Annotated in this window: 14 protein-coding genes and 4 pseudogenes; 6 read left to right on the top strand and 12 right to left on the bottom strand. The window is 44.0% G+C overall.

Going from position 1 to position 22,150, the window contains the following annotated elements; genetic code table 11:
- Positions 1-159 precede the first annotated feature (159 nt).
- Complete coding sequence (locus ASL14_RS21540; RefSeq protein WP_134913398.1) at positions 160-873, top strand: expansin ExlX; 714 nt, start codon at positions 160-162, stop codon at positions 871-873.
- Positions 874-1,143: 270 nt separating this feature from the next.
- Positions 1,144-3,405, top strand: a complete 2,262-nt coding sequence (locus ASL14_RS21535) for an AraC family transcriptional regulator (protein WP_134913397.1) — start codon at positions 1,144-1,146, stop codon at positions 3,403-3,405.
- Positions 3,406-3,669: 264 nt separating this feature from the next.
- On the opposite strand, the gene ASL14_RS21530 is transcribed toward ASL14_RS21535, so the two are convergent.
- The 5 genes and pseudogenes from ASL14_RS21530 to ASL14_RS21510 all read right to left on the bottom strand — a co-directional run bounded on the left by ASL14_RS21530 (position 3,670) and on the right by ASL14_RS21510 (position 9,655).
- Positions 3,670-5,211: an extracellular solute-binding protein gene (locus tag ASL14_RS21530; RefSeq protein ID WP_134913396.1), complete on the bottom strand. Its 1,542-nt coding sequence runs from the start codon at positions 5,209-5,211 to the stop codon at positions 3,670-3,672.
- A gap of 112 nt (positions 5,212-5,323) precedes the next feature.
- Positions 5,324-6,217 carry a carbohydrate ABC transporter permease gene (locus ASL14_RS21525; protein WP_134913395.1) on the bottom strand — a complete coding sequence of 298 codons (894 nt, stop codon included), beginning with the start codon at positions 6,215-6,217 and terminating at the stop codon, positions 5,324-5,326.
- A gap of 18 nt (positions 6,218-6,235) precedes the next feature.
- Positions 6,236-7,231, bottom strand: coding sequence for an ABC transporter permease (locus tag ASL14_RS21520; RefSeq protein ID WP_134913394.1), 996 nt, complete (start codon positions 7,229-7,231; stop codon positions 6,236-6,238).
- A 206-nt stretch (positions 7,232-7,437) separates the two neighbouring features.
- Positions 7,438-8,628: a copper amine oxidase N-terminal domain-containing protein gene (locus tag ASL14_RS21515; RefSeq protein WP_134913393.1), complete on the bottom strand. Its 1,191-nt coding sequence runs from the start codon at positions 8,626-8,628 to the stop codon at positions 7,438-7,440.
- 141 nt (positions 8,629-8,769) lie between these two features.
- Positions 8,770-9,655, bottom strand: a pseudogene (locus tag ASL14_RS21510) (DMT family transporter).
- A gap of 190 nt (positions 9,656-9,845) precedes the next feature.
- Here ASL14_RS21510 and ASL14_RS21505 point away from each other — a divergent pair.
- On the top strand, positions 9,846-10,595 hold the full coding sequence (locus ASL14_RS21505) for a YdcF family protein (RefSeq protein WP_134913392.1): 750 nt from the start codon (positions 9,846-9,848) through the stop codon (positions 10,593-10,595).
- Between the two features lie 180 nt (positions 10,596-10,775).
- On the opposite strand, the gene ASL14_RS21500 is transcribed toward ASL14_RS21505, so the two are convergent.
- Both ASL14_RS21500 and ASL14_RS28390 read right to left on the bottom strand, forming a co-directional pair.
- The gene (locus ASL14_RS21500; RefSeq protein WP_134913391.1) at positions 10,776-11,246 is read right to left on the bottom strand and encodes a 2-thiouracil desulfurase family protein; all 471 of its coding nucleotides are present in this window, start codon (positions 11,244-11,246) and stop codon (positions 10,776-10,778) included.
- Between the two features lie 252 nt (positions 11,247-11,498).
- Positions 11,499-11,618, bottom strand: a pseudogene (locus ASL14_RS28390) (NucA/NucB deoxyribonuclease domain-containing protein); the annotation flags it as partial.
- 303 nt (positions 11,619-11,921) lie between these two features.
- On the opposite strand from ASL14_RS28390, the pseudogene sigK (ASL14_RS21490) reads away from it, so the two are divergent.
- Positions 11,922-12,622: pseudogene (sigK, locus tag ASL14_RS21490) on the top strand (RNA polymerase sporulation sigma factor SigK).
- 396 nt (positions 12,623-13,018) lie between these two features.
- Here sigK (ASL14_RS21490) and ASL14_RS21485 read toward each other — a convergent pair.
- Both ASL14_RS21485 and ASL14_RS21480 read right to left on the bottom strand, forming a co-directional pair.
- Positions 13,019-13,993, bottom strand: coding sequence for an alpha/beta hydrolase (locus ASL14_RS21485; protein WP_134913389.1), 975 nt, complete (start codon positions 13,991-13,993; stop codon positions 13,019-13,021).
- A complete protein-coding gene (locus ASL14_RS21480; RefSeq protein WP_134913388.1) occupies positions 13,990-14,619 on the bottom strand; it encodes a TetR/AcrR family transcriptional regulator in 630 nt (209 codons plus the stop codon). The genes ASL14_RS21485 and ASL14_RS21480 overlap by 4 nt, the downstream gene beginning before the upstream one ends.
- A 231-nt stretch (positions 14,620-14,850) precedes the next feature.
- Between ASL14_RS21480 and sigK (ASL14_RS21475) the strand changes: the two are divergent.
- Positions 14,851-15,319: pseudogene (gene sigK / locus ASL14_RS21475) on the top strand (RNA polymerase sporulation sigma factor SigK); the annotation flags it as partial.
- 451 nt (positions 15,320-15,770) lie between these two features.
- A complete protein-coding gene (locus tag ASL14_RS21470; protein WP_134913387.1) occupies positions 15,771-16,280 on the top strand; it encodes a discoidin domain-containing protein in 510 nt (169 codons plus the stop codon).
- Between the two features lie 126 nt (positions 16,281-16,406).
- Here the strand turns inward: ASL14_RS21470 and ASL14_RS29675 are convergent, their stop codons facing one another.
- The 3 genes from ASL14_RS29675 to ASL14_RS21460 all read right to left on the bottom strand — a co-directional run bounded on the left by ASL14_RS29675 (position 16,407) and on the right by ASL14_RS21460 (position 22,123).
- On the bottom strand, positions 16,407-16,988 hold the full coding sequence (locus ASL14_RS29675; RefSeq protein WP_223264086.1) for an S-layer homology domain-containing protein: 582 nt from the start codon (positions 16,986-16,988) through the stop codon (positions 16,407-16,409).
- 5 nt (positions 16,989-16,993) lie between these two features.
- Positions 16,994-20,935: a fibronectin type III domain-containing protein gene (locus ASL14_RS21465; RefSeq protein WP_223264085.1), complete on the bottom strand. Its 3,942-nt coding sequence runs from the start codon at positions 20,933-20,935 to the stop codon at positions 16,994-16,996.
- A 309-nt stretch (positions 20,936-21,244) separates the two neighbouring features.
- Positions 21,245-22,123, bottom strand: coding sequence for a hypothetical protein (locus ASL14_RS21460; protein ID WP_134913386.1), 879 nt, complete (start codon positions 22,121-22,123; stop codon positions 21,245-21,247).
- Between the last annotated feature and the right edge of the window lie 27 nt (positions 22,124-22,150).

Here is a 22,150-nt window from a genome sequence, read left to right as displayed (position 1 = left end):
TTCCCATAAAAACATGCAATAAGGCCTAGAAGCATGTTGACAAACTTTTGCAATATTTTCTTTTTGCCTCAAAAGCCTATTGCACTATTTGAAATATTATGTAATATAGTGTTTATATTTACTATATGAATCTATTAAATGAACAAGGAGGAAATAATTATGCAAAAGAGTTCTGCGATTCGCAAGTTCAAAACGATTGGTCTGGCATCATTGCTAAGTCTTGTTTTGTTCGCTCTCCCCGCTTCAGCTGCTTGGAATGATACATACACGGGTTACGCCACCTATACCGGATCTGGCTACTCAGGAGGAGCATTACTACTTGATCCCATCCCTTCCGATGCCAAAATTACGGCTCTTAACCGCACACAATTGAATTATAACGGAATCAAAGCCGCATTGGCAGGAGCATATCTGGAAGTACAAGGCCCCAAAGGGAAAACAACAGTCTATGTAACCGATATTTATCCTGAAGGCCCAAGCGGTGCGCTTGACCTGTCCCCGAATGCTTTTAACCAAATTGGCAATCAAATTGATGGAAAAATCAATATCTCATGGAAAGTCGTCAAAGCTCCAGTTACTGGAAACGTCTCCTACCGCATTAAAGAAGGCAGCAGCCGGTGGTGGGCAGCTATTCAGGTACGCAATCATAAATATCCGGTTTTGAAGCTGGAAGTCCAACAAAATGGACAATGGCTCAATCTCGAAAAACAGGACTACAACCACTTTCTCGGTACGAACTTAGGGAATCAGCCTCTTAAAATCCGGATTACAGACATTCGCGGTGTGGTGCTGAACGATACCCTCCCAGCTCTGGCGGAAAATGGCTCTGGCGAAGCCTATATTGTCAAAGGTAATGTGCAATTCCCTGACTGATGTAATCCTCACCGCCTGAACCCTTTCAGGTACATACGGCTTCATATGACCGATGCTGTCCAAATTTGGGACAGCCCCTTATGTAATCCCCAGGCTGGGAACCGACGCGAGCGATTATGCGCGTTTCGTTCTCAGCCTTTTTACGAAAAAATCATTATTTTTCATAAAAAATTGGTTTGTTCACTGTCCTGTTCACAGGAAGGCACGTATAATGAATACATAAATAGGGTTTATTTTGGCTATATGCACATAGACAGGAGACCTGCGCACATGAGCAATTTCAAAAAGCATCACAAGCTTCACAGCAAATTGCTGATCAGTATCACGTTATGTATTACGCTGACGTTGCTGGTATCTACCACGGTGTATTATTTTTATTATATTCGGGTGGAGAAGGAGCAGGCATTCGAAGCCAATCACAGTAGCCTGGCCCTGAGAAGCAGAGAGGTCATTAACATGACATCCATCGCCCAATCGTTGGCCTTTCAAATGTACCGCAGCAGTACCCTGTCCAAGTTGTTGTATTATCCCAAACCCAATGTATATGATGAAACCGCTGCCATGTCTGAGCTGAACAATTATCTCAATTCTATGCCGTACATTGAATCCATCTATGTATATAATCCGAAAAGCGACACCTTCTACATTGCATCCTCGCGGGGGCAAAACGGGTTATTCAGCAAAAAAGAACTGGCTGATACGGATATTATACGCGTTCTGGATCATTATCAGGATTATAAGCCATTTACACCCATCCCACGCACCTATCCGTTGCTGTCTGCGTCCGATTCGGTGGCCGGAGCAGATCAAGCCAGCACAGACATTACAGCCTATACGTATTTATGCTATGACGCTATCAACTCGAACGAAGCGATGAATTCGGCTGTGATCGTCAATGTATCTGCGACCTGGATGAACAAGGAAATGGCGACGAATCCGACATCAGGCGGAACTGCTTATATTTTGGATGATCAGGGCAGACTTTTATCCGGCGCGACGCTGGCAGACGAATCCTTGAACGAGAAAGAACAGCTATGGCTGCACACCCGAGTCAAAAAACAGGAAACAGGATATTTTGTAGAAGATTTTCACGGTAAAAGATCACTCATTTCTTATACCTCCCAGGACGGACTGGGTTGGCAGTATATTAGTGTCACTCCGTATGAAAGCGTTATCAAAATGGCGAGTGTTATTCGCAATGCGATGCTGCTGATTGCCGTTGTCATTGCATTGGCAGGGTTTGTGGCTTCCTGGCTACTGTCCAGAATGCTGTATACCCCCATCGGGCAGATTGTTGTCCATATGAATTCACTCGAATCAGAGAAACGAAACAGTATGTATACGATCCGGCAAAACATTTTACGGAATATTATTCGGGGGGTCCATCTGCTTCCTGCTGGAGAGGAACCGGAGCGGTTGCGTGAGCTTGGAATTACATTCCAGTTCGACAAAGACTATCGACTGGTGCTGCTGCGAATAGATGAATATGCCCGTTGGCAAAGCGAACGCGGTCCTGATCTGTTGCCCTATAAGTTTGCCATGATGAATATCGCTTCTGAAATATGCGGGCAGACGTACCAGGTGGAAGCCGTTGATATCGACGAAGACAGCGTCCTATTGATGCTCAACATTCTTGATCCTGCGGAGCATACAGATACCGTGCTGCTGGAAACCTTATTGCGCCAAATACGCGAAGCTTGCCTTGAATACTTGAAGCTGAGTATATCTCTGACCTATAGTGCCATCGCAAGCCAGTCGGAACGGCTGCATCTGTTGTACCGTCAGGTACAGGAAGCGTCCATGCACCGATTTTTTCAAGGGCACGGGTGTATCATTGATGCGCAGAACACAATTGAGGCACATGCTCAAAATGCCTACGTATATGCGTCGGAAAAGGAGAAAAAATTGCTCGACACGCTGTTATCTGGTCATACGGAGGATGCTCATGGCATGTTCAAGGACTTGCTGATGCATATGGAAAAATATTCGTTTTCCGTCGTGCAGGTGGCCATATCCCGGCTGATGATGAGTGTGAATCATGCCATTCAGCATATGAGTGAACGTAATGGATTTGCTCCCGAATCTATACCTGAATTGCCATCCGCGTATCAGCTGGAGACGGCCCAGGAGCTTATCGAACAATATCAATTGGTCTTTGATCATGTACGCTCCAGCCTATTGGAAAAACGAAACACGAAACAAGAGCGGCTGGTACGGCAAATTAATGAGCGAATAGAGCAAGCCTATGCTGATCCGGATTTTTGCCTCAACCAGATCGCTGAAGAGCTGGATATGTCGCCGATCTATGTCAGCAGACTATACAAGCAACAAACTATGTCTACCATCGTGGATGTCATTCAACAGCTGCGCATTCGCAAAGCCTGCGAGCTGCTGGAGCAAACCGACTGGTCGGTAGCTGACGTGGCAGAACAAACCGGATTTGCGAGCAGCTCTTATTTTCACCGCATGTTCAAACGTAGCTTGGGCGTGACGCCGACAGATTTTCGCCGTTCTAAAGCAAATGCGCAATAAGGTAGACTGAAAAATGCTTCCGTAAAAAGTTCTGGCTACTGTATGAGGCCTCTCCGCTGATTTTAGCGTGACCTATCACTCCTTGTAATAGACATTAAAGAAGTGGAACCTAGCCTATACAATACTTCTTAATGATTTAGCTGCATGATGCAGGAGCATTCCATGATGTCACACTAGACCGACATTAAAAAAGCAAGCCTCCAACTTCCTGGAGACTTGCTTTTTCTTTTTATCCAACTGTTAAAATCTCTTTGCCTTGCCCAATTACTTAATACCCTTCTCTTTGACGTAGGCTTCCCATTGCTTGGTATATTCCGTCTGGATTTTCTCCAGGCCAGCCTGGTTTGCCTTTTGCAAGAAGGTCTCCAGACCCTGATCTACGTTGTCGATCAGTCCAGCTTGGAGCGGATAGAGATATTGCTTTTCTACTTGCTCCAGAGCGGCTTTTTCAGCCTGATAGGTCGTGTAATCCTCGGCAAAGCCGGTAAACAGGTCAGGCTTTTGGATTTTATCCAGCTCGGCAAAAATCTTCTTCACACGGTCAAAGCCTGAATCAAACAGCATGTATTCCGGGTTACGCCATGCCCAGCTATTCATGCCTTCCCGTGAGAACCCGTTGGAACTGCCGCTACTGATCATTTGATAGTAACCGTCTTTGACTTCATAGTTTTTGCCCTCAATACCGTATTGCGTGAGCAGGTTATAGCGTTTGTCCGTGACAAGCTTTTCATAGAAAGCTAATGCGCGCGCAGGGTTAGGACTGCTTTTTGGAATCGCAAAGCCGTTATGAATCGGATGCACTGGAGTTGCATACCCCGTCGTCAGCGGGAACGGATAGTAATCCAGCTTCCAGTCCGGATGAGACGCTTTGAGCTTAATCACCATGTCATTAAAACGGGTCGGATTGTCACCGAAAATACTCGCTGCTTTACCGGAAGTCACCTGATCCTGAAGCGTATCCTTTACGTTCAATACGTTTTTAGGGATAAATCCTTTGTCGGCCCAGCGCTTGTAGGTACTCAGCTCTTCTTTTTGCTCATCTGAACCCCAATATTTATAAACCTCTGTCGGCTTTTCATATTTAATACCAATGCCGTAAGGCAGAGCACCCACACTCTTCGTCACCAATTCGGAATAACGGTCATGCAGGTTCCCTTTGATATCACTGTTCAGGGAGATGGGTTTCATGCTAGTCTCATGCTGACGAATGCCATCCAAATAAGCCTCGTAGCTCTTCATATCAGTAGGCTTAGGCAAGTTGTATTTCTCACGCAAATCCTCGCGCCATACAAATCCGTTTGTAACGTATTCCTTGTACGTGCCAGGCACGGTGTAGATTTTGCCTCCGATTTTAACGCCATCCCACATCTCCTGAGGCACAAATTTTTGCAAGGCAGGTGCCGCCTTCGGCAGCAGATCATCGAGTGGCAGGAATGCGCCTTTCTTGGCATACGCCTGATACTGCGTCCAGTCTGCGGTAAAGATCAGGTCAATCGGCTGGCCGGAAGACAACAGCAGCTTATACTTTTGATCCCAGTCCGTCCACGTCGTATAGTTAAATTTGACGGTGGCATTCAAATCTTTTTCCGCCAATTTATTGATTTCAGTCTCAATAGCAGGTAAATCCTTAGGAGCATCACCCAGCATATAAAATTGCAGTTGTACCTTTTGGGTTTTATCGTCCTCTCCGCTTGCCTTTTGTGCGCTGTTTCCGCTACCGCCTCCACATCCGGCTAATAGCGCCATGATAACCATAACTGCAATCAGGATGGACATGCGTTGCTTTCTTTTCTTTGTAAATGTCATGTGAATCCTCCTTTTGAAGTGGTTGCTGATTTTAATAAAGCGCTTACAATATATGTTGTCAGGATGGCACAACGTCAGCACATCATGCCATCTTAGCTGATGAGTGTCCACTTTAGCCTTTTACAGCACCAATGGTCAAGCCCTTGACAAAATAACGCTGAATGAAAGGATACAGCAGTAAAATCGGCCCAGTGACCACGATCGCCATTGCCATTTTGGTCGATTCGGTCGGCATATCGTTGGAGAGTGAAACGCCAGTACCTGCCCCCATTTGAGCGATAAACTGCATCGAGTTGATTACATTATACAAATAATATTGCAGTTGGTATTTATGCGGATCATTAATAAAGAGTGAGGAAGAGAACCAGTCATTCCAATACGCCAGAGCCAGAAACAACCCCACGGTGGCAATTCCCGGTGTAGACAAAGGCAGCACAATCCGATAGTAGATTTTAAAATCACCCGCACCGTCAATTTTAGCAGACTCAAACAGCTCTTCCGGCATAGACGAACGAATGAAATTTTTCATCAAAATGATCAGAAACGGAGTCATCAGCCCCGGGAAAATAAGCACCGTATACGTATCCAGCAGTCCTAAATACTTCGTCAACATAATGTACCAGGGTACCAAGCCGCCCCCAAACAACGTTGTAAAGTAAATATAGAACGAAAATGCGTTCCGGTATTTAAAATCTTTACGCGCCAGCACATATCCCGCCATTGTCATCAGGAACAGGCCCAACGTCGTACCTACTACAGTTGTAAAAATGGTCACACCGTACGCCCTCAGCACCTCTTCAGGAAAGGTGAACACCGTCCGGTATCCTTCCAGCGAAAATTCCTGTGGAATAAAATGATATCCATCTCTGATAATCGACTCATTACTGGTCAATGATGCCGAAATAATAAGTAGAAATGGCAGTAAACAAGCAATAGAAGCAATAATGATTACCGCATAAGAAATAATCTGAAAAATTCGGGTGTATACATCCTCTTTGATCGCCATCCGTTTGGGTCCTCCTTTCTAGAACAAGGCATATTCGTCGTTCAACTTGCGAATGATGTAGTTCACGGTCATGATCAGCACGAAGCCGAACAAGGACTGGTACACGCCTGCCGCCGAAGCCATGCCCACATCAAAGGTTACTTTCAGCGAACGGTACACGTAAGTGTCCAAAATATCCGTTGTATTGTACAGCACCCCATTATTGCCGATTAATTGATAGAACAGGTCGAACTGTCCCTTCATAATACTGCCGAGCGCGAACAGCAGCAGCACGACAAACGTCGATTTGAGCATAGGCACGGTAATGTACCAGATCCGCTGAAAAATGTTGGCCCCGTCCATTTTCGCCGCCTCATAATACTCGTCGCTAATGCCTGTAATGGCCGCCAGATAAATCACCATACTGTAGCCGAGATTTTTCCACAGGTAGAACAGGATAATCAGGAAAATCCATACCCACGGCTTGTTGTATACATCCACGCGTTCACCGCCAAGTTGCAGCAGCAGCGTGTTTAGAAAACCGTTGTCATAATTAAATATGTTGTACACGATGACGCTTAGAATAACGAAAGAAACAAAATAGGGCAGGAACATCACAGATTGAGCTATCTTTTTAAAATAACGGCCACGTAGCTCATTCAGCAAAATCGCGCACACAATCGCTAGCACGTTGCCGAGTAAAATAAAAGCTGCGTTGTATCCGACCGTATTCAATGTCAGTTTGGTCAGCGTGCCGGATTGCCATAAAAACTGAAAATTCTGGAGTCCGACGAACTTGGCATCGAACAAGCTGGTATTGAAGTCAAACTGGGTAAATGCATAATAGATACCCACCATAGGAATGTAAGAGTTAATGAAGAAAAAGATCAAGGTCGGCAGCAACATGAGAAATAATATCCGATTGCGGATCAGTTCATGGAAAAATCCGTTTTTCCTGCCACTTGCCAGCCTCCTCCCGTTCAGACGGGAATCTGTCGTAAGCATAGCGGAACTCTTAGGCACAGGCTGATTCAATGTGAGTCACTCCCCCTCTGTATACGTTACCGACAGCATGGTTTGCAGCACCGTCGTTGTATGCCTTTATTTTATGTAAGCGTATTCAAAATGAAAAGTGAAGCCTTGGATGCTTCATGAACAAAGGAGTGTACAGGGGGTGAACAATTCGGATATTTGTGAAGTATTGTGTGATATCAGGCGTCTGATAGACGCCCGAAACCCACTTACAAAGCATAATTGAACGTTTGAGGCTGTCCTTCACTATCATGTAGCCCGAAGCGCAGTTCACCGTCATTTTTGTTCTGACCGATAAACTTAATACCATCTTCCCTGAATCCGTTCAGTTGCTCAGGAGCTAATTGAAGCAACTCATACACCAACAATGACTGGTGGGTTTTAAGATTAAATAATATTAAAAAGCCCTCATCATTCGATCTGGCAAGAATAAATTCCTCGCCCATGCCTTCCACCGCAAAACTGTCCTTCAAACGACCGGAAAGCTTCCCCATATTCCATGTTTCTTTTACAGAACCATTAGCGTCAATCAGACGAACGGTCTGTCCATCGTTCATGACTGCTTTTCCATTATAAAGCTTGATATTGTTGGCATTAAAATTCCAATAATGAGCCTTTGCCTGACGAAGTACCTTTCCTTTCTGGACAAACAGCGTATAAAAATCGTCATTAATCATGGGCTCGCCATACGCTTGCCATACCGTAACCAAATCTGCATCCTCCGTAACCTTGGTTGAAATGATTTTCGTCATGCCAAAATAATCTTCTTTCAATTTGATATTTGTTGGACTGAGCGCACGGATACGGCCGCCATCCTCTTTACGGTACAATACTCCGCTGCTTGCATCCAGCAAATAGCCTTTGCTTTCCTCCGATTCCCCAACCAACTGAGGATAGCTTATGCTAGCCATTCGTTCGTTTTTCTTCCATTCGAGCTTGCCTCCGACCACATCACTGATAAATGCCAGAGGAACATAAAGCGTTCCACGAATGCTACTGGCTGAAACGTCGTAAGTAACCTTCCTGTTATGTACAAAACCTATATTGGAGTTAGCCTTTATTCGACCGGAACCCAGACTGGCTATACCATTGGTGAGTGTAAGCGTCTGTGTTTTGGGGTCATAGTCCGTGGCTATTCCTGGCAGAGCTGCATCCGTAGTAGGAATCATCACCTGTCCCTTGTTAATGAATGGCTCTCCTTTGGGAAATGACATTATATTTCCGTTAAAATAAACACGGACACTTGCAGTTTCCTGACCTTGCTTTATAGATGCAGAAGTTCCCGCTGCCTGAGCAAACTCTCCATCGTTCAGTCCGATTGCCACACTTGCCAATAAAACAAATGCAACTATTATCCGCTTGGCAGGCTTATACTGTTTGACATTTTGAAGCTGGATCATGCTTGAACCCCTCCTTATAGATCAAATTCGTTTCAGCCGAACCCGTTTCATTCTTCCTAAAATTTGCCGGACAGGTGTTAAAATCCTCTAAAAAGGACCCTGCTACCTGCGCAGAGTCCTTGCTTGTACCATATCCTATTTTCAAGCTTGCTGTACTACTCTCGCTCTGCGATTCACCAAATAAATGCTAAGCCCAATTAATACTAGACCGATCAGCAGGAAAGCCGTAATCGCTTCGCGCAGCACCAAAGAGCTGACAAACACCGAAATAACGGGCACCAAAAACGTATAAGACGCGACTTTACTCGCATCCCCTGAGTTGACCAGTGTGAAATACAGCAGCCATGAAAGTGAAATTCCCAGCACAATGCCGAATACCAGCCCTGACACATAAGGAACATTCCATACGATGTCTGACCAGCTTTCCGTCACTGCTCCGGCTCCTGTCAACACGATGCCTCCCAGTGTGCATTGAAATGCGACCAGCCACAATGAATCCACGCGCTGGTTTACCTTTTCACGTAGACGGTACCCAATGCCCAACTCACGGCTGTAATAATAGCGATCACTACACCTGCCACAGCCACATGTCCCGAAAATCCTCCGACACTGACAGCTGCAACGCCCAAAATCCGATGACCAAACCTGTCACCTTAAGTCCGGACATCGCTTCACCCAGCCACATCCATGCAAAAATGCCGACCAGTACAGGCTGGAGATATACCAGCACTGAAAACAGGCCGGACGGTACGTACATCAGCCCCACTGTTTGCAGACCGTAAAACAGTACCACGTTAAAAACACCCGAAATGGCGTAGACACGCCAGTTCTCTTTCCAACGGATCCGTTTCCATCTTGGCAGTAAAATCGCTCCTAACAGCAGACCTCCCAGCAACGTCCGCAATCCTGCAAACAAAAGTGGAGGCGTAAACTGCAACGCTACTTTATAAATGGGCCAGGATATGCCCCACAATACAACCAGCAACGCGATCATCAAGATCCGTTTGGCTGTCGTTAACTCTTTCATGCTGCTTTCGCTCCTCTATGCAAAAAAATGACTAGACCTCATATTTTACGCCTATAGGACGAGTTTATCAAACAAAAAATATGTATTGGAAAGCACAACTCCAGACAGAGGAATCCGGTCATTTGCCTATGTTACAATATACCAAACCAAAAAGAAAAATAGAGATTGAAGGATAGGAGGATGTCTGCACTTGATTTATATCATCAAATTTTTATACAGCTTCGTGCTGCCTCCCGGTTTATTTATCCTCGTGATGGTTGGGCTTGTGATCTGGCTGTGGAGGCGTGCGCGTAAACCTGCTTTCATTCTACTCGTTGTCACACTACTGCTGTATGGCTCCTCCACCAATTGGGTCGGGGATTTGCTGATCAGCAGTCTGGAAAAACAGTACCCGCAGCCTCATGCCGTGCAAGGCGATGTTATCGTTGTGCTTGGCGGCGGAGCTACAGAGGGAACACCTGATATCAACGGACAAGGTAATCTGCTGGGTTCAGCGGCCAATCGTCTGCTCACTGCGGTACGGTTGCACGAAGCAACAGGCTTACCTATTCTGTTTTCCGGTGGACAGGTATTTGGCGACAGTGGCAACGAAGCGAATATTGCTCAAAGACAACTTCTGGGACTCGGTATTCCCGCAAAAGATATTTTGATCGAAAACCGTTCCCTGAACACGCAGCAAAATGCCGTCTATACATCCCAGATTTTGAAGCAGCATCAGTTCACCAAACCCATTTTGGTAACCTCCGCTTTCCATATGCCACGTGCGGCGCTGGAATTTCAGCGTGCAGGCATGCAGGCTGTACCTTATCCGACCGACTATCTGGCAAGTGAAAATCTGTCACTGTATGCCGCCAAGCTCTCCCCGTCTGCCGGAGCCATGGCTACTACTGGAACAGCTCTCAAGGAGTATCTGGGGATTCTTGCGTTGAAGCTTAAGTAGCCCTTGGTATGTATTTAGCGCGTAGGTACCACATCACAAACAAGCGCCTTGGCAGCCCGCAGGTATAAGATAAGCCTGTAGACTACCAAGACGCTTGATTTTACCATGAGTCTTTCCTTCGATGAGTACTGTGAGAGTTCAAAACCTGTATTTTATCCTACTTTCATGTCTCCGAACCCACTACATATCCTCATGCAGGAAAATTTCCGATATTTGTTCCTCCGATATCACCTTGAAGCCTTCCTTCTTCAGCAACGCCGATGTCACGCCATTACCCGCTATTTTCCGGTTTTCAAATGACCCGTTATAAATGGCGGCTGATCCGCAGGATGGACTGTTTTCTTTTAAAACAATAAGTGTAGCGTTAATCTCCTTAGCTATGTTCAAAGCTTCGTATGCACCTTTAATGTACATCTCACTGACATCGTTGTCCGAGGACTCCACCACCTTGGCTTTACCGTTCAGTACATCCTCCCCCGTCCCGCCCACAATTTCAGCAGGCGGTCTTGGCGTCATAAAGCCCCCCAACAGTTCAGGACAGATGGTCATAGCCTTCTTTTCCTCTACCAACTTCTGAATATGTACGTCCAAGCTATCCGTCCCGTTATACCGGACCTTCATCCCTGCCAAACAAGAACTTACCAAAATCATCTGCTTCCACCTCATGTCCATTGCTTTTCACAACTTAAGTCATTTAAGTATAATCAAATTTTCTCATAGAGTCATCGTACGAAAATAAAACTTCCTTCTTCCATATCAATCATGGTGCTTCTTCTACCGTATGACATTAAAAATGAAGAAAGCGAAGCCGTCCCGTAAAGTAGGGATAACTCCGCTTGATTTAAGATAGCCAAAACGGTTCTTCCTGCACCAATATAATGAACGTTTAAATTTTAGACCTCACTAATTCACTATAAATTTAACCCGTGTTCCATCCGGAGACTCTTCCAACTGATGACTTACCCATGATCCTGCGCCACGATTATCACTAGGGCTTATATAACGAATGTCTGCCCCTGCTGCTGCCCTCTGTGTGTTCACTACAGGTTCTGCATAAACACTTTGTACGGATAAAATGGCAGCCAGCAAAAAAACAATAAGCCCTCTTATCATTGCACACCTCCATATTCTGTTATTTGTCTATAGAATACGATTTGAAATGTGGAGGTGTGTGAAAATTTTACTTTCTATCCCCATAAATTGTTGCGGAGCAGTTTTCGGAGTACAGGCACGGATGGGCACCTGCCCACATACAATAAACAGATCACAAGCCCGGTAAGGTACCATAAACCGGTAAGTTCGCAACTACCTCAGGAGGTGTCAACCGTGCCCGGACTATTTAGCGCTATCGCTTTGTTCATCAAGGAATTGACGCTACTCGTCTCTTACGTGAAAAACAATGCCTTTCCGCAGCCATTGACTGAGAAAGAGGAAGCCCGACACCTGAAGCTGTTTGCCGAAGGCAACGCGCAATCCCGCAACACACTAATTGAACACAACCTCCGATTAGTGGCTCATATTGTGAAAAAGTTTGATAACACCGGTGAAGATTTGGAGGACCTTATATCCATCGGCACCATCGGTCTGATCAAAGCCATTGAAGCTTTCAGACCGGGAAAGGTACAAAGCTGGCAACATTTGCAGCCCGTTGTATAGAAAACGAAATTCTGATGCATCTTCGCTCACTGAAAAAAACACGTAAAGACGTGTCTCTCCACGATCCTATCGGGACGGACAAAGAGGGTAACGAGATTACTTTGATTGATATCCTCGGCACCGAGGCGGACGATATTGTGGATAAGGTACAGCTCAAAATAGAGAAGAGTAAAATCTATCGTAATCTGGATATTTTGGATGAGCGTGAAAAAGAAGTTGTTATTGGTCGATTCGGCCTGGAAGCCGGAGGTGAAGAACGTACACAGCGGGAAATCGCCAGAGAGCTGGGGATTTCGCGTTCGTATGTGTCCCGCATTGAAAAGCGTGCATTAATGAAGCTGTACCATGAATTTTACAAGCAGAAGGGGTAATGGATAAGGAGATATATGAAGCCACTTGAGGCCCTTAACAGGGCCTTTTTAGTTCTTTTTCATAATTCAATTACTTGCTTCTTTTCAGTTATTCTCTCTATCCTTACTTGTATTTCATTAATTCGATTCCGAGTCTTTGTTCAAATGATCTCCAAAAAGGATCTTCTTCTGACCAGCGAACAGCATACGCTTGTCTTTTGTCCTTATCAACATGCTCTGTACTCGTACACCGTTTTTTCGCTTAAATAATAACTATTTTGCTATGTATTTCATTTAAAACGCAAATAAAAGCCTGTAGTGGTTTTCTACACTACAGGCTAAAAATGCTTGATATTATTGGCTATTTTTACTTCGTGAGGACAAGTTCCTCCGCTAGTTGGCTCTCTTGGATTGAATTTATTTTCCTACATACTCATCCAAAAAGCGATCTACTCTTTTGAAATATTCAGTAGGATAATGGTTGATGGCATCGATGTGCTCCGTATTTTGCGGGTACCATACTTCTGCTTTTGGGTTATCTTTTAAGGACTCGTAAATAATTTCTGTATTTTTATAACTAATTTGCTGATCTCCAGTACCATGAATGAGCATAACTGGCTTGTCTTGCATCTTTTTTACCGCATCCATAGGAGATATGGAATCAAGATCAACCTTAAAGGCCCAATTTGCCATCCATGTCGATGTATAACTGAATGGAAACGCAGGTAAACCTGAAAAGAAGGGCAAACCCTCTCTCAGAAATAGACCAGCATTACGAAAAGGACTATCCGCAATTACGGCTTTGATGTCATCACTTTCACTTGCGGCTAGCAAAGAAGTAGCAGCACCCATTGAAAAGCCGATAACTCCAATGTTATCACCCGTATGGTCTCTGGATTTTAAATAGCTTACAGCTCCTAGCAAATCGTATTTTTCATTGAGGCCCAGTGTAATCAAATCACCATCGGATTTACCTTGCGAGCTGAGGTCAAATGCCAATACATTGTAGCCTTTCGGAACGAAATGCTCTACTAACTTTGGGGTCCGCCCTTTGACTAAACGATTGCTCGTATATCCATGGACGACAATAATCGTCTTATTACTTGCTTTACCAGAAAGACCACTTGCAGGGAAGAAGGAACCTCTAATCGTATTATCATTTTTCAAACTCTTGAACTCGACCTCTTCGTAGGGAGTTTTATCGATATTCAATTCGTAGCTGACATTAGTGTCTCTAGGATGGTGCAACAAGGTGTCTACTACTTTATAAGATATAAAAAATACAAGAGCCATCACAAGCAAAAGCACGATTCCTAGGCTCCATAAAATTTTCTTCCGTTTTTTCACACGAACGTTAAATGTCAGATCGGGTTGTAATGATGTTTGACTCATTCAGACTCCTCCAGTTTTTCTTTAGGTTGTATGGGTGCAAACAAATAAAAGGCATGCCCCTTCAGATTTTCCCACTCGGGATGATGAATAATACTTTCTCCAAGAGTTAAGCCCACTCCATTTAAGAAAGAGATATAGGCACGAGAGATCATTGCTGGAGAAAAGCTTTTGTTGAATTCTCCCATTAACTGTCCCTTGGCATAGACGCATTCGATCGCATCTGTCATTACCTTTGTACTTTCAAGAACCTTCTGTGTAATTTCAGGGAATCTTATTCGTTGTCCTAGGACAGATTGAACAAGCCGCAATTCATTTGTATAGAAGTAGATATGGTTGAATTGTTCTGCCACCATGTTCTTAATCAATACGCCCGGCGTCCCCTCTTGTTGTAGACAAGCAAGCGATTTCGCCTGAATATCAGCAAGCGGCTCAAGGACAGCGGCGTAGTATAAAGCTTCTTTGCTAGGGAAATATTGAAAAATGGTTCCAGGAGTCACTCCCACACTCTGTGCAATGATAGCCGTTGTGGTATTAGAATATCCACTTTCTGCGAACAGGACAACAGCTTCTTCTAGGATACGTTTACGCCGCTCCAGTCTTTTTTCTTCATTGATGGGTCTTGCCAAATGTATACCCCTCTCTTTAAACTAAACTTTAATTAATTAAATGATTGATTATTTAATTAATAATATATCTTAAATTACGACTTATAGCAAGAGTGAATTTATCTTACTTACGAGCAGGATGAACCTCAACATATAAAAATAAGCCGGAGTGCTGCCCAACATGCGCCTCCGGCTTGTTTTTATCAGGTTATTTTGGATGAGTACACGTTCCGCCTTCCTTAAATTTTATAAACCAGTGAAGATTTGGAAGACCTCATATCCATCGGTACCATCGGCCTGATCAAGGCCATCGAGAGCTTTCAGACTGGAAAAGGTACAAAGCTGGCGACATTTGCGGCCCGGTGTATTGAAAACGAAATTTTAATGCATCTTCGCTCACTGAAAAAAACACGCAAAGGCGTATCTCTCCATGATCCTATAGGGACGGACAAAGAGGGCAACGAAATTACTTTAATTGATATTCTCGGCACCGAGGCGGACGATATTGTGGATAAGGTACGGCTCAAAATTGAAAAAAGCAAAATCTATCGTAACCTGGATATTTTGGATGAGCGCAAAAAAGAAGTGGTTATTGGTCGATTCGGCCTAGAAGCCGAAGGAGAAGAACGTACGCAGCGGGAAATCGCCAAAGAGCTGGGGATTTCCCGCTGCGTATGTATCCCGAATTGAGAAGCGTGCGTTAATGAAGCTGTACCATTAATTTTACAAGCAGAAGGGGTAAAAGGTGTTAAACACAAATATATGAACTGCTTGAGGGCCCCAATCAGGGGCCTTTTTCGTAATTATATCGCTTAAACTCTATATTATAAAACCATTTGAACAATTGTTCCATTTTAATGTTAGAAATAAACACAGGTTTGCTTATACTGTATGTGTCGTCATCAACAGCATTCTAGCAATAACTGTATATACAGCCTTGCGCTCATTTGCGAATTGAAGCAATCAACTGCTATATCTACCCGGGGTTTACTTCCGTCCATTTGAAGCTATGTAGACGACAATCTCTACCTGTTGATGAGTATTGATGTGTTTATTCTGGCAGTCGCAATATGTAATTTATATTAGGGAATACATTTATTGAGAGGTTCATATGAATATAAAATGATAACTTCAACAATATTAAACAATTAAACTAATGGAGGAAATCCAACATGACAAAATTTAGTCAGAATCCAAACGATTATTCTTTTTCAATTGATCCTGTCGTTATAGCAGAAGAAAATGTTTCGACAAATGGTGATTCCAAAAATACTTTTCCAAAAAATGTTTTAGTCGATAATAATCTGTCTTGGGAAAGCAGCTTAAGCGGTAAAGGTGGAGAATTAATTTTTAAATTAGATGAGGGCAAAACGATTAATGATATCCTCTTGGCTCAGCCAACTTTTAAAGCTTTTATTCTTACGTTTTCTCTTCATGGTTCAAACGACGGAGAAAATTGGTTTAGATTAGGTGAAGTAGAAGCTGTACCCACTACTGCAAAAACGACTTACCAATTTAGCAATGAGATTCCTTTTCAATATTATAAAATAACTGTACTTTCATCTGGCCTGAATAATACAACAACCTATTATGGTGTACGATATATTCAGTTAAGAACCGCTTTAATCAATGGCGTTCCAGCCTATAGAAATTCCAATTTAAATCCCGCTATTGTGGAATAAAAATCAATGTGAGCATCTATACCACTCAAGATCGCTATTCCGGGCTCAACCCTAATCAATCTTGCTGCATCAAGTCCTCTATGTAAATACACAAAGAAGGGGCTGGCTAATGCCACCCCCTTCTTTTTATTGAATTTTTTGAATCATGTTATAAATCATTTCAGCCGCTTCGGCGCGTGTGATTTCCTGTTTTGCACGGAAGCTTCCATCTGGATATCCTTGTACTAAATTAATTTCGGTTAGACCAAGTACATCTTCTCTGGCCCATTCCACAATTTGAGAGGCATCTGAGTAAATATTGCTTTCTTGTTGTGGCGTAGCCTTGATAACGTTGTTCACCATTTTAGCCGCCTGCTCCCGGTTAATAACGCGATCTGGAGCAAATACCTTATTGCTAAATCCACGAGCGACCTGATCTTTAATCGCTGTTTTTAGTAGATCAACATACCACGCTGATGGATTGATATCCTCGAAGCTTAAAGCCATATCCGTTTCGAGCGGTAATTTCAGGGAACGGACGAGCATCGAAGTGAACTCCATACGTGTTACAGGTCTGCTCGGCTCAAAAAGGGTTTGGGTCATACCCTTCACTACCCCCAAATCTGCAAGGGCATTAATCTTATCTTTATTAAATGCCCGCTCAATGTCACTAAAACGATTGGGCTTCGTTTTGACTGAAGGTGCTTGAATGATTGCTGTTTCAGTCAACTCCTCTACATCGGGCTGAATCGGCTTAACAATCCCCCACCTCCTGCTCCACCGCCTGAGGCTGAGGCTCCAGTACTCCCTGTTGTTTTACCGTTCGCTTGTTTTGCAATGGTACGCTTTCCTTGGCTGTTTTCTGCCCAAAGCTGAACTTCATACGATTGTTTCTCTCTAAGTTGACTCCATATAAAGCTTCGATCCTTACCACGATATAGTTCCATTTGTCCTTCACTGGTGAGCACAAAAATATCATTTTTGTGTTCTGACTCCCAATGGATCATAAACTCGCTATTAGTCGTCTCCGTTTTCGAAAACGCAAATTCTGGAGACGGTAACGTTTCTACCTCACCTTCTGTCTGTTTACCTTCACCGCTTGTGTTAACCGGTTTAACGGTAATACGATACACCGTGGAGCTGTCCAAGCCATCTACTTTAAAATTAGAGTTGGCCGTATGACCGATAAGCAGACCATTTTGGTACACATGGTAGGTATCCGCACCAGGAGCTTCTTTCCACGTAACTAACAGATCGGTATCTGTTACATCTTTAAATGTCAGCTCATTATCTGGTATTTGACCTGTCAGCGCACGATACGTAAATGGAGTCCACTCACCTGCGCCCGTTGTATTGACAGCTTGAATGCCGAACGAGTACATCGTACCGGGTTGGATACCTGAAAGCTTGATACTAGTATCCTTGGTATCCACGATTTCACCAGTATCTTTCCGAATTACAGCATATTGATAAGCATTTTTGGTTTCATCCCAGTTCAGCAAAATCTGGCCATTCCCTAGCTCTGTGACTTTGACGTTTTGCACTTGAGGTGGAAGCGTAAGCAGCTTTTCCCGCACAGGCTGACTGAACCCGCTACTATTACCGCTGCTCACCTGAAAATCGTATTTTTGTCCACCTTCTAATCCGGAAACGACTACACGTGGTTCAGTGCTGTAATAATCCTGGCTATTGATTGATACTTTATATTTGGTCGCTCCATCGACTGGGTCCCAAACAATCGCGGCATCATGTTCCCGAACCTCTACCGCTATAAGACGTACAACCGATGCGGGTAGTGTTAACGCGTTGATAGTCGTATCTCCGCCTATACCACTTCGATTGTAGGCTCGGATTCGAATATTTGCAGTCCTACCTGCGGGCAATCCATCAAAAGTATAGGCATGGCTTCCCCGGGAAAGCCGCACATCTGGCTCATCATTAACATTCAAGATGTATCCGTCAGCCCCCTGCACATCTTGCCAACCTACACTGACAGAATATACATCATTTTCCACAATCGCCAGCGTGGTTACCCGATCAGGTAATGTGATGACCCCTAAATGAGCATAATCTCCAAAGCCCGTTGCATTTTCAGCTGAAATGGAATAATCATACTCCGTTCCTGCCTGAAGTCCCTGATCAGCGAATTCAGTATACACATCCTTATAAACAGATACTTTGTCCCGCTCCAGAGCATAGTATGTCGCTGTAATTACACGATTCCATTTCAAGTCGATTCCATCGTCCTTCACGGTTACGTTTTGAAATCCGCTCGGGCTATCTGGCAGGCTCAAAAAAGACACATGCTTGGCTGCACCCTCTCCGCTGGCATTCATAGCTGTTACAGAAACATCGTAAAATTCGCCTGGTTTCATTCCCGTAATTGGATTATATACATCCTGTGTGACTGTATCCTTAAATATGACTTCCCCCGTACTAACATCTGTTGCTGTAATCTTATAGTTGTCAGCTGAAAGCACTGGCGTAAAATCAGCCATGATTTGTGCTGAATTACGAGAAATGGTTCGTAATCGAATATGGTCCGGGGCATCAGGTAACGTTAACACACGGACCCGATTGGAATAGGCATTACCTCCCACGTGATTACTGGAACGTACTTCATATTCGTATTGCTGCCCTCCCTGTAGCCCTTTGTCTGTAAAAGAATTTGTCGGATGCGCAACATCCCAAATCTCATTCGTCGTCAAATTTCTGATGGTATAGACGTAACCATCATCAAGGCCCGATGGAAGAGTCCATTGCAGATCGACCTCTGTATTTCGTACGGCTGATGCAGAAAGAACAACTGGCTGAGGCTGCTTCTGAATACGAAGTGCTCTGCTGACTGTTTCAGAAATGTTACCCGCCTGATCTTTAACCTTGGCATGAACATACCATTCACCTTCATTTGAAAGGTTAATCTGAATTCCTGTATCGGCAGCTGTATCCCAATGTTCGGGTGTATCTGGGCTGCTCGTGATTTTATACTGCATCGTTGTTGATTCGATCCCCGAATGCTGGTCAGCGTATCGTATCCCCATCTGAATATTCGTATCCTTCCATTCACGGGAATCTGGTGTTAGCCTGATCGTTGGGGGTTCCAAATCAATGTAAGATGTTGCGGACACCGGATCACTCCGATTTCCAGCTGCATCCACAGCTTGAGCAGTCACTTTTACGATGCCAGAACTATTTAATACTCCCGATGAACCAGGAACATAATTGCCAGAGCCCATTTGATATTCGTAATGCACTGCTGAAATATCCGTTCCACCCGAAATAGCAAATTGTACTGGCTTATTGGTGTATCGGGTGGGCATCGTCACCTCGGAAAATGTAACTTCCGGGGGCGTTGGCTTGGTTCGATCAATCATGACCGATTGAGTCACGATTGGACTAGGTACGTCAAGATTATTGATCGTTCGTGCTGATAATTCGTACAGCCCTTCCCCGTTTAATGTAAAAACGCCATTGTATGTCTGCCACTCCCCTGCTGAACTCAAACGATACTGCGTCATCTTGATTCCATTTACAGGATCACTTCCTGAATCAATAGCAATATTCACATTGTTGATCGTTGGACCCACCTCGCTAGCTCGGATAGCAGGAGCAGTCGGTACCTTTTTATCAATAGTGACTTCCTTGCTTACTTCTTGGCTCACATTACCCACATTGTCTATTGAGCGGGCATAAATCGTGCTTTTACCATCTTTATTAATATGGAATGCTCCACCATAATCTTGCCAACCTTGATTAATAACGCCCGTCAAGCGAAATTGTGTATGGGCCAGCCCAGAATAGTCGTCCGCTCCTGGTTGCAATGTAATGGTATAGTCATTACTGTTGCCCGTTGCACTTATGATCGGTGGCGTCGGCGGCATTTTGTCTATCCTGACATTCCCGGAAGAAAGACCACTGTACTGGTTATTCACGTCTACAGTCCGGGCATAGATTGTATTTACACCATGATCATATACAGTAAAGGGTCCTGTGTACTGTTGAAATGCTCCACCATTTAGGCTGTATTCATAGTATTTCAGCCCTTCAGGCGCCACGTCTCCATTGATCCAAACCGTTATAGGTCCTTTGGTCCATCCCGTACTTGCTTGGCCCTCAGCCCCTGCATTAATCTGGGGTGGTTTAGGCATCAGATCTGATTTGGGAATGACACGGACTCCAAACTTGGATATTTCATTACTAGTCTGCTGGTTAGTACCCATAGCTCTAAAATACCGAATATCTTTTAACGTAATAGAGTCTGTGATCTCTACCCATTTCCCTTGATAAGAGCTACTGGCATAAAATTTTGTGACATCGGTCCATGTATATAAATTCGTTCCATTGGGCTGCCAACTGTTACCCGCTGCTGCATTAGATACATATATATCAGTATGGTAAGACCCTTCGATATAAACAAAAATCTTATAATCCGATGTCTTAATAGATCTTCCAATATCAACAAAACGGTGTGCAGGCTGCGTAGTACCATCGCATTTATACCTTGCTGAACCCGTACCATTATAAACTTCAGTTGCTCCTATTCCATTTCCTGACCATAACCCCCAACTGTCACCCCCACCAGATAAATTATTTTGGCAAAAAGGTCCACCGATGATCTCTTGGGTAGCAGCTGATACCCTATCTGGAAATATAGGGAGGGCGGTTAACATGATCATTACAGCTAAAAATCCATATACCCACTTGCTATATTTCCTTACCTTTCGCTTGTTTTTTGGATACATACATTTCTCCCTTGCTTTATTTTATTTTCAAAGAGTTTTACAAACTCGTTTCGGCTAAAATAGAAAAAGCACCCCAAACGAAGGCGGTTAAGCCTAAGTTTGAGGTGCTTCCTCAATGTAACGAGTATGTTTTGAAGTTATTATACTTCGTTCTAAACGTAATGTAAACAGCACGACATCATTTAAAACTCATAAATTCCTGTGTTTCACATTATTCCACATCTCAGGATCAGCCTTGAAGCCTTAATTAACATGAACGCCCAAGTTCCGAAAAAAGCCGCGCAAGTTCTGACTATAAGAGTCCTGTATAGCAGAAGATTCCTTAAGAATATTCTGCATACTGTTCATAAATGCGGAAGCTGAAGTCGTATCAGCCTTGTCAAATCGGTTCTCTATTCGCTTGTTATTTAGCAACTCCGCAATCTCTCCTGTATGTTCCTTATATTTCTCAATCCATTTGGGGTTTTGAGGAACCTTTTGTGCAAAATCTATCAGTTGACTCAGTCCATTCCCTCCACCTTTAATGTCATTGATGAGCGCAGTATATTTTTGGGGATCAGCCTGCCTCATCACTTCAGACAGTTTGACATAATCCTCAGGGGCACCTAACGGACGGTCTATTGGAGTCGTGTAGTTAATATCTCCGGTCTCCGGATCAATTGATCGTGTCAAAGCAATAGCAGCTATCTGGTTCATGGTTTCCAAAAACTCTTTGGCCTTGTCACCTTCCATATAGTGGTCTGCAATATACTTGGATTGGGAAACTCCCATCTCCAGTAGCACGGTTCGCTGGCTCTCATCTGTTACTGTACCATTGACGATAAAATTGGATTCAATCATACTGTACACCGCATTGGACACTTCTTCTGGCTGACCTTCTAAAACCCGGTTTAATGTATCGTTGATCTGGGTTGTACCGAAATACTTAGCAGACTGTGATACAATAGCTCCTTCAGCCAGTTGCCTACCGGTTTCGCTAATCTCTACGGAGTCTTGAATAACCAATTCGGAGCGTTTTCCTTCATAAAGCTGGGGGGATTGGGCCTGCTTTGCTGCCGGATTTATCCGCAAGCTACTAGTGTTAATAACGGCTCGTTGCATTCTAAGGGGCTCAAAATTCATTTAATTTCCTCCTGTCATTTGGTAACA

Source organism: Paenibacillus sp. IHB B 3084, assembly GCF_001447315.1.
GTDB lineage: Bacteria > Bacillota > Bacilli > Paenibacillales > Paenibacillaceae > Paenibacillus.
Note: the sequence above shows the minus strand (reverse complement) of the source record. Positions and strands in the feature narration are given on the sequence as shown.